Raw genomic sequence first — 8832 nt, forward strand, 5'->3', positions numbered from 1 at the left:
CCCGAGGAGGCGCCCACCCCCACCGCCGGCCCCGCCTTCCGTACCGGCGACACGGCCCGTCGGCTGCTGCCCGTACGGGAGATCCACGCCGAACCGGCCGCCGCCTCCCCACGCGGCATGCAGATCCGCCGCCGGTTCCCGCAGGCCCGGCTGATCGAGGTGGACGCGCACCGGGGCATCCCCGGCCTGCACGGCAACGAGGGCAACGCGGACCGCCGGCGCTGGGTGCGCGCCGGACGGCACCGCGGCCTGTGCCGGCCTGCACGGCACCGCCGCCTGGGCCGGCCTGCACGGCAACGAGGGCAACGCGGACCGCTGGGTGTGCGTCAAGGGCGAGACGCTGGTGCTCGGCGAGCGCAAGACGCTCACCACCCGGCCCAACGGCCGCTCCGCCGACCGGATCGCCCCCGGCGCGTCCAAGGGCTGCGCGATGGCCTGCGTCTACTGCTACGTACCGCGCCGCAAGGGACAGGCCGACCCCGTCACGGTCGTCACCGACATCGACGCGATCATCGCCCATGCGGGCCGGCACATCGCCCGCCACGGCCACTGCACGACCTGCGCGGGCTGATCGCCGAGCGGGCCCCCTCACTGCGCATCCGGTACGCCTTCTGAGCCCGGCGGGCGCTCCCGGAGCGGGCACCGCGCGGGCACGGCCGCACGCCGGGCTCACCTGAGGTCGAACCGGTCCAGGTTCATCACCTTGTCCCACGCCGCGACGAAGTCACGGACGAACTTCTCCCCGCCGTCCTGCGCCGCGTACACCTCCGCCAGGGCGCGCAGCTGGGCGTGGGCGCCGAAGACCAGGTCGACCGCGGTGGCGGTCCACTTGATCTCACCGGTGGCGCGGTCCCGGCCCTCGTAGACGCCCGGGTCCGTGGCCGACGTCTTCCACTCCGTGCCCATGTCGAGCAGGTTGACGAAGAAGTCGTTGGTGAGGCTGCCGGGCCGCCGCGTGAACACGCCGTGCCGGGCCCCTTTGAAACCGGTGTCGAGCACGCGCATGCCGCCGATCAGCGCCGTCAGCTCGGGCGCGGTCAGCGTCAGCATGTTCGCGCGGTCCAGCATCAGGGTCTCCGGCGACAGCTTCTCGCCCTCCGGAAGGTAGTTGCGGAAGGCGTCCGCCTTGGGCTCCAGCACCGCGAACGACTCCGCGTCGGTCTGCTCCTGCGAGGCGTCGGTGCGCCCGGGGGCGAACGGCACGGTGATGTCGTACCCGGCGTCGCGTGCCGCCTGCTCCACGGCCGCGCAGCCGCCGAGGACGATCAGGTCGGCCAGGGAGATCCGCTTGTTCCCGGTCTGCGCGGCGTCGAACTCCTGCCGGATCCGCTCCAGCGCGCTCAGCGTCTCGGTGATCTCGGGAAGCTTGTTCAGCTCCCAGTCCTTCTGCGGCGCCAGCCGGATGCGTGCCCCGTTCGCGCCGCCCCGCTTGTCGGTGCCGCGGAAGCTCGACGCCGACGCCCAGGCAGTGACGATCAGCTGCGGCACGGACAGACCCGAGGCGAGGATCGTCTCCTTCAGCGAGGCGATGTCCTCGGCGTCGACCAGGTCGTGGTCGACGGCGGGGACGGGGTCCTGCCACAACTGCGGCTCCGGCACCCACGGGCCCAGATAGCGCGTGACGGGGCCCATGTCGCGGTGCAGCAGCTTGTACCAGGCCTTCGCGAACGCCTCCGCCAGCTCCTCGGGATGCTCGTGGAACCGCTTGGTGATCGGCCCGTAGATCGGGTCCACCTTCAGCGCGATGTCCGTCGTCAGCATCATCGGGGCGTGCCGCTTCGACGGGTCGTGAGCGTCGGGCACGGTGTCCGCCGCCGCCGGGTCGGTCGGCTTCCACTGGTGGGCGCCCGCCGGGCTGCGGGTCAGCTCCCAGTCGTAGCCGTACAGATTGTCCAGATAGCCGTTGTCCCAGGTGGTGGGGGCCTTGGTCCAGGCGCCCTCCAGACCGCTGGTGAGCGCGTGCGGGCCGGCGCCGGTGCCGTAGGTGTTGCGCCAGCCGAGGCCCTGCTGCTCGATCGGCGCCGCCTCCGGCTCCGGGCCGATGTAGCTGGGGTCGACCGCGCCGTGGCACTTGCCGAAGGTGTGGCCGCCGATGATCAGCGCCGCGGTCTCCTCGTCGTTCATCGCCATACGGGAGAACGTCTCCCGGATGTCCCGGGCGGCGGCCAGCGGGTCCGGTTCGCCGTTCGGGCCCTCCGGGTTGACGTAGATCAGCCCCATCTGCACGGCCGCGAACGGGCCGGTCAGCTCCCGGTCCCCGCTGTAGCGTTCGTCGCCGAGCCAGGTGTCCTCCGGCCCCCAGAAGATCTCCTCCGGCTCCCAGATGTCCTCCCGGCCGAAGCCGAAACCGAACGTTCTGAAGCCCATCGACTCCATGGCGCAGTTCCCGGCGAAGACCAGCAGATCGGCCCAGGAGATCTTCCGGCCGTACTTCTGCTTCACCGGCCACAGCAGGCGGCGCGCCTTGTCCAGGCTCGCGTTGTCAGGCCAGCTGTTCAGCGGGGCGAAGCGCTGCGCGCCGCTGCCGCCACCGCCACGCCCGTCCGCGATGCGGTACGTGCCCGCGGCGTGCCAGCTCATCCGGATGAACAGCGGCCCGTAGTGGCCCCAGTCCGCCGGCCACCAGTCCTGCGAGTTCGTCATCACCTCGAAGACGTCACGCTTCAGCGCCTCGACGTCGAGGGTCGCGAACTCCTTGCGGTAGTCGTAGTCCTCGTCCATCGGGTTGGACAGACGCGAATGCTGGTGGAGGACCGAGAGGTCGAGTTGGTTCGGCCACCAGTCCCGGTTCGTCCGGGGCCGCTTCGACGGTGTGGGCGTCGGCGAAGGGATTGCCGGGTTCTCGCTTTCGCTGCCGGACATGCCCGTCCTTCTTCCTGTCGCGCTGTATGTCTGGATTGCAGTGTTCCGCGCCATTATGGTTGCTCACTGCGCGCGACACCTCCCGAAAGCACGCGCGGAGACCCCGGCCCCGCCGACCGGCGGCAGCCGGGAGCCCCCGCGCACCGCAAAGCCCGCCGGCCGGCGGCAGGCGGACCCCCGAGCCCCGCCGGCCGGCGGACCCACCCGGTCCGTGTCACCGCCCGGCGGATCACCGGACCCGTCCCACCGCGGCGGATCACCGGGCCTGTGTCACCGGGGCGCCGACCCATCGGGCCCGTGTCACCCCCGGCGGACTCACCGAGCCCCTGTCACCGCCCGGACGCCCCCGTGATCAGGTCGGCCGCCTTCTCCGCCGCCATCACGACCGGCGCGTTGGTGTTGCCGCGCGGCACCGTCGGGAACACGGACGCGTCCACGACCCGCAGCCCCTGCACGTCGTACACCCGCAGCTCGGGGTCGACGACCGCGCCGATGGCACACGTCGACGTCGGGTGGTACAGCGTCTGCCCGTGGCGGCGCGCGAACTCCAGCAGCGCGTCGTCCGTGTCCGACTCCGGCACCAGGTACGGCCCCGACGCGATGTCGGCCACGGCCCGCTGCGCCGCGATGTCCAGGGCGATGCGCAGCCCGGCGATCATCGTCTCCCGGTCCTCCGGCGCCACGAGGTAGTTGTGCGTGATCCGCGGCTTGGCGTCGGGCCGGGCCGAGCGCAGGGTGACCGTGCCCCGGCTCGCCGGCGCCAGCACGCACGGGCCGAAGGCGAAGCCGTGCTCGGCCACCGCGCCGAGCGCCTCCTGCACGAAGAGGCCGGGAGCGGCGTGGAACTGCACGTCCGGCGCGGCCAGGTCGTCGCGTGTGCGGAAGAATCCGCCCGTCTCACCGATGTTGGAGGTGAGCGGGCCGCGGCCCTCGCTCCGCAGCAGTGCCGCGTTCTCCTCGGTGGCCGCCGACAGCAGGGACTCCCGCGCCGTGCGGAAGTTCAGCAGCGCCATGTAGTGGTCCTGCAGGCCCTCGCCGACGGGCAGGTCACGGACGACGCCGATGCCGAACGCGGACAGCGTGCCGGCCGGCCCGATCCCGGACAGCATCAGCAGCTTCGGCGACTCGTAGGCGCCCGCGGAGAGGATCACCTCGCGGTCGGCGCGCACCACCTCGACGGCGCCGGCCCGCTCCACCTCCACGCCCGTGGCCCGGCCGCCCTCGATCACCACGCGGCGGGCGAGGGCCGAGGACAGCACGGTCAGGTTGGGCCGCTCCAGCGCCGGATGGAGATAGGCGACGGCGGCGCTCCAGCGCAGGCCGCCGCGCTGGGTGAGCTGGTAGTGGCCGACACCGAACTGGGTCCCGGCGTTGAAGTCGTCGTTCTCCTTGTGCCCGGCCTCCACGGCGGCCTGCACGAACGCGGTGGCGAGCGGGTGCCGGGAGCGGCCGTCGCTGACGGTGAGCGGCCCGTCCGCGCCGTGGTACTCGTCCGCGCCGCGCTCATTGCCCTCCGCGCGCTTGAAGTACGGCAGCACCTCCTCGTACGACCAGCCGTCGGCACCGGCCGCGGCCCAGCCGTCGTAGTCGGCCCGGTTGCCGCGGATGTAGATCATCGCGTTGATGGAGCTGCACCCGCCGAACACCTTGCCGCGCGGCAGATAGGCCCGCCGGCCGTCGAGACCCGGCTCCGGCTCGGTGCCCAGATCCCAGTCCAGGGACGTCTTCAGCAACTGCGGGAAGGCGGCCGGGACATGGATCTCCTGCGCGTCGTCGGGACCGCCCGCCTCGATCAGCGCCACCCGCACGGACGGGTCCTCGGACAGTCGTGCAGCGAGGACACAGCCGGCCGAGCCGGCACCGACGATCACATAGTCGTACACGGTCATGCTCCCACCTTCGGTCGAACGGGCGTTCACGACGGCGCGGGACCGGTCACCGGCCCGCCGACGGCGGCCGGACGGCCCGGAACGCGCTGCGGCCACGCTCTCCCGCCGGCACGGGCCCGGTCGATGGGGTACTCGGCCAAGCAGGTGACGGTTCGAGTCCGCGCGCCCCCGACGCGCCGTCAGCGCGCGGCGCCCTCCGCCCCCTCGGCCGGTGACCGCCCCGGCAGGGGCAGCTCGGCCCAGATGACCTTGCCGTCGCGGGTGTGCCGGGTGCCCCACCGTTCGGCGAGCCGGGCGACCAGGAACAGCCCGCGCCCGCCCTCGTCGAAGGTGTGGGCGTGCCGCAGATACGGGGCGGTGCTGTTGGTGTCGAACACCTCGCACGTCAGCGACGACTGGCAGATCAGCCGCAGCCGGATCGGCTCACGGCCGTAGCGGATCGCGTTGGTGACCAGTTCGCTGACGATCAGCTCGGTGGTGAACGCCAGCTCCTCCAGCCCCCACGCCGTGAGCGTACGGGCCGTCAGGGCGCGGGCCCCGGCGACGGCCGCCGGATCCGCCGGGAGGTCCACAGCGGCGACCCGGCCGGGGCCGAGGGCGCGGGTCCGCGCCACGAGCAGGGCCACGTCGTCGCAGCGGTCGCTGGGCAGCACGGCCTCCAGCAGCCGGTCGCAGATCTCCTCCGGGGCGTCCGGCGCGTGGGCGAGGGCGTCGCTCAGCGCCGTACGCGCGGAGTCGACGTCACGGCCCCGGCTGCGGATCAGACCGTCCGTGAACATGGCCAGCACACTGCCCTCCGGCAGTTCGAACCGGGCCGTCTCGAAGGGGTGTCCGCCCAGGCCCAGCGGCGGTCCGATCGGGATGTCGGGGAAGCGGACCGACCACCGGGCACCCGGACCCCACAGCTCCGGGGAGGCGGCGGGCAGGGGAGCGGCCACGGCCGGCGCGACATGACCGGCGCTGGCCAGGGTGCGCATCCGGGACACCGGGTCGTAGACCGTGTACAGGCAGGTGGCGGTCAGCTCCCCGGCGCCCGGCGGCGCCTCCCGTTGCAGCCGTACGACCACGTCGTCCAGGTGGGTGAGCAGCTCCTCCGGCATCAGATCCATGTCAGCGAAGGCCTGCACGGCGGTCCGCAGCCGGCCCATCGTCGCGGCGGCGTGCAGCCCGCGCCCGACGACGTCACCGACGACGAGCGCCACCTGTGCCCCCGACAGCGGGATCACGTCGTACCAGTCACCGCCGACCCCGGTCCGCTCACCGCTCGGAAGATAGCGGGACGCCGTGTCCACGGCGGGCTGCTCGACCGAGTGCTGCGGCAGCAGACTGCGCTGGAGGGCCAGCGCGGTCGCGCGTTCGTGGTGGTAGCGGCGGGCGTTGTCCACGGAGACGGCCGCCACCGCCACGATCTCCCGGGCCAGCAGCAGATCGTCCTCGTCGAAGGGGAGCGTCGTCGGGTACCGCAGGAACCGGGCCAGGCCGAGTGTGGTGCCGCGGGCCCGCAGCGGCAGCAGCAGCGCCGAACCGTGCGCGCTGCCCGGACGTGTGCTCCGGTGCAGCTTGGGCCGGCCGGTGGCCATGACCTGCGCCTCCTCGGACTCCGGCGGACAGGTGTGCGTGCTTCCGGTGGCGATCGCCGGGTTCGCGTCGTCCTCCCGTACCGAGGACTGAGCGATGCGGCGCAGCGGCTGCGCGGACTCCGCGGCGTCCGGCACGGCGGAGCCGTCGTCGCGAAGCAGCCGGTCCAGGAGATCGACGGTGACGACGTCCGCGAAGTCCTCGGTGCCGAACTCCGCCAGCTCCTCCGCGGTACGGGCGGTGTCCAGACTCGTCCCGATCCGCCGGCCCGCCTCGTTGGCCAGCAGGAGCTGCCGCTGCATCCGCCGGTCCCGCTCCCGCTGGTAGGCCGCGACGACCTGCTCGGAACCGCGGTCCACATACGCGAACGCCGTCTCGACCAGCCGTGTCGCGGCCTCGTTCATCAGCTCACGGTCGTCGGTGAGCCGGTCGGCCTCGCCCTGCACCAGCTGGATGAGGATCATGTGCCCGAGACGGTAGGCGCGCAGCAGCCGGCTGATCGGCACCCCGCGCCGCGCGGCCCGCCGGGCCACCTCCAGCGCCTCGGGCGGCGCCTGCACATCGGCGATGTCGGTCCGCCCGTCGAGGATGTCCAGGAACCGCGTCAGATGCCCGGCGGTCTCCTCCAGCGCGAGCGCGGCGACGTCCTCGTGCTCCCACAGCTCCGGCATGTCGCCGCGCAGCCGCAGCAGCAGCACGTCGGCCGCCTCCGCCACCCGTGGCCTCAGCTCCCGGGCGAGGCGACGGAGGAAGGCGTCGACGGCGAACCCCATACGGGCAACGTACCGAAGCCCCGCGGGCCCTGCCTGTCCGGCTGGGCCGTCAGGACCGGTCAGCGGCGGGGCGGCACCGGAATGCGGGCGGCCCGTGCGGCCGGTGTCACGCCCCGGCGGCGCGCAGGACGAGCAGAGTGATCTCGCTGGGTGCGAACACCCGGAACGGCGGCCCCCAGAAGCCGGTGCCGCGGCTGGTGTACAGGAGCGTGCGCTCCCCGTGCCGGCTGAGACCGGCGACGGCGGGCTGGTCGAGGCGGACCAGGAAGTGGAAGGGCCAGATCTGGCCGCCGTGGGTGTGCCCGGACAGCTGGAGGTCCACACCGGCCGCCGCCGCACGGTCGACGAACCTCGGCTGGTGCGCGAGCAGCAGCACCGGCAGATCCGGGCCCGCACCGTCCAGCGCCCCGTCGAGGTGGGCGCGGTGGCCCGCCAGGCCCGACGACTCGGCCGTCACGTCGTCCACGCCGGCCACCACGAGCGTGTCGCCGCCCCGCTCGACCCGCACGTGCCGGTTCCGCAGCGGCTCCCAGCCCAGCTCGTCCATCAGGTCGACCCAGCCCTGCGCCTCGCTGTAGTACTCGTGGTTGCCGGTGACGTACACGCGCGCGTACCGGGCCCGTACCGTGCCCAGCGGCTCGGCCTGCGCGCGCCGGCGTTCCGCCGTGCCGTCCGCGATGTCACCGGTGTGGCACACCACATCGGCGTCCAGCGCGTTCACCGTCTCGCACACCCGCGCCGACCAGCGGGCCCGGTCGAGAGGGCCGTAGTGCGTGTCCGTGACGAGGACGACACGCAGCCCGTCCAGTCCGCCACCGAGCCGCGGCAACGGCACCTCGACCCGCCGCACCCGCGGCACCCGCCGAGCCTCCGCGTACCCCCACGCCAGCAGTACGGCGCTCACCCCGAGCACCGCCCAGGTGACGGCGCGGGCCCGGCCCTGGCCGTCCCCGGCGCCGGCCGCCGTCAGCGCGAGCCGCAGCACCACCCCGAGCAGCACCGACCAGGTGAACAGCACCCATGCCGTGCCCAGCAGGACCGAACCGAGGACCGCCGCCCGGTCCTGATGCCGCCCGCCGTACCCGCGGGCCAGCGCGACCGGCATGCCCAGCAGACCCAGGACGGACAGCGCCGTCCCGGACAGCGTGACCGGCAGCGGCCAGTGCTGCCCGCCGTACAGCAGCACCCAGCAGGGCACCGCCCACAGCAGCAGGGGGGCGATCAACGGGAGGAAACGCAGCACGCGCCGCAGCACGCCCCGCCGTGGCGCCCGCACGTCCCCCTCGGCGGGCCGGGTACTGCTGGTGTCGGTCACGCTCGCCCTCCCTGAGCCGCACTGCCGCGCACCGCCGTGCGCCGCTGTCCCGGGCACCGTATCCGAGCCTTCTCCGGTCCGGCGCACCGGAGTTCGCACAAGGGGCGGCCCGGAGGCGAGGGCAGGGTGCCACACCCCGCCAGGGACCCCGGGGCCGGACGAGGAAGCCGCGGCATCGGTGGGGTGACTCCGCCTGCTCTTCCTGGAACAGCCCGGCGCTGCCGGAAGGCGACGCACGCGGACCGGCCGCGGTACGCGAAACACAAGGAATGCTCAGCGAGCGGCACCGGCCGGCTGGGGCGAGCTGGGGGCGTCCCTGACGACCGTGGTCAACACCTTCGGCGGCACCTGGTTCACCAAGGACTGGAAGGCCCAGGTGAACAGCCCCGAGTTCAAGCAGGCCACGAACTTCTAC

Annotated in this window: 4 protein-coding genes and 2 pseudogenes; 2 read left to right on the forward strand and 4 right to left on the reverse strand. The window is 73.4% G+C overall.

Annotated elements, in window-relative coordinates:
• Positions 1-547: pseudogene (locus tag MTQ10_RS23915) on the forward strand (spore photoproduct lyase family protein); the annotation flags it as partial.
• A gap of 122 nt (positions 548-669) precedes the next feature.
• Here MTQ10_RS23915 and katG read toward each other — a convergent pair.
• The 4 genes from katG to MTQ10_RS23935 form a co-directional block, all read right to left on the reverse strand.
• A complete protein-coding gene (katG, locus tag MTQ10_RS23920; RefSeq protein ID WP_247472224.1) occupies positions 670-2862 on the reverse strand; it encodes a catalase/peroxidase HPI in 2193 nt (730 codons plus the stop codon).
• Positions 2863-3191: 329 nt separating this feature from the next.
• Positions 3192-4751, reverse strand: a complete 1560-nt coding sequence (locus tag MTQ10_RS23925; protein WP_247472226.1) for a GMC family oxidoreductase — start codon at positions 4749-4751, stop codon at positions 3192-3194.
• A gap of 179 nt (positions 4752-4930) precedes the next feature.
• On the reverse strand, positions 4931-7102 hold the full coding sequence (locus MTQ10_RS23930; protein ID WP_247472228.1) for an ATP-binding SpoIIE family protein phosphatase: 2172 nt from the start codon (positions 7100-7102) through the stop codon (positions 4931-4933).
• Positions 7103-7208: 106 nt separating this feature from the next.
• The gene (locus MTQ10_RS23935; protein ID WP_247472230.1) at positions 7209-8417 is read right to left on the reverse strand and encodes a metallophosphoesterase; all 1209 of its coding nucleotides are present in this window, start codon (positions 8415-8417) and stop codon (positions 7209-7211) included.
• Between the two features lie 292 nt (positions 8418-8709).
• Between MTQ10_RS23935 and MTQ10_RS23940 the strand changes: the two are divergent.
• Positions 8710-8832: pseudogene (locus tag MTQ10_RS23940) on the forward strand (sugar ABC transporter substrate-binding protein); the annotation flags it as partial.

This window comes from Streptomyces sp. XM83C (assembly GCF_023072675.1).
Lineage (GTDB): Bacteria > Actinomycetota > Actinomycetes > Streptomycetales > Streptomycetaceae > Streptomyces > Streptomyces thermocoprophilus.

Excerpts from the sequence above, each read along its gene's own strand:
- katG (WP_247472224.1), bottom strand. The coding sequence starts at position 2,862 with ATGTCCGGCAGCGAAAGCGAGAACCCGGCAATCCCTTCGCCGACGCCC.
- MTQ10_RS23925 (WP_247472226.1), bottom strand. The coding sequence starts at position 4,751 with ATGACCGTGTACGACTATGTGATCGTCGGTGCCGGCTCGGCCGGCTGT.
- MTQ10_RS23930 (WP_247472228.1), bottom strand. The coding sequence starts at position 7,102 with ATGGGGTTCGCCGTCGACGCCTTCCTCCGTCGCCTCGCCCGGGAGCTG.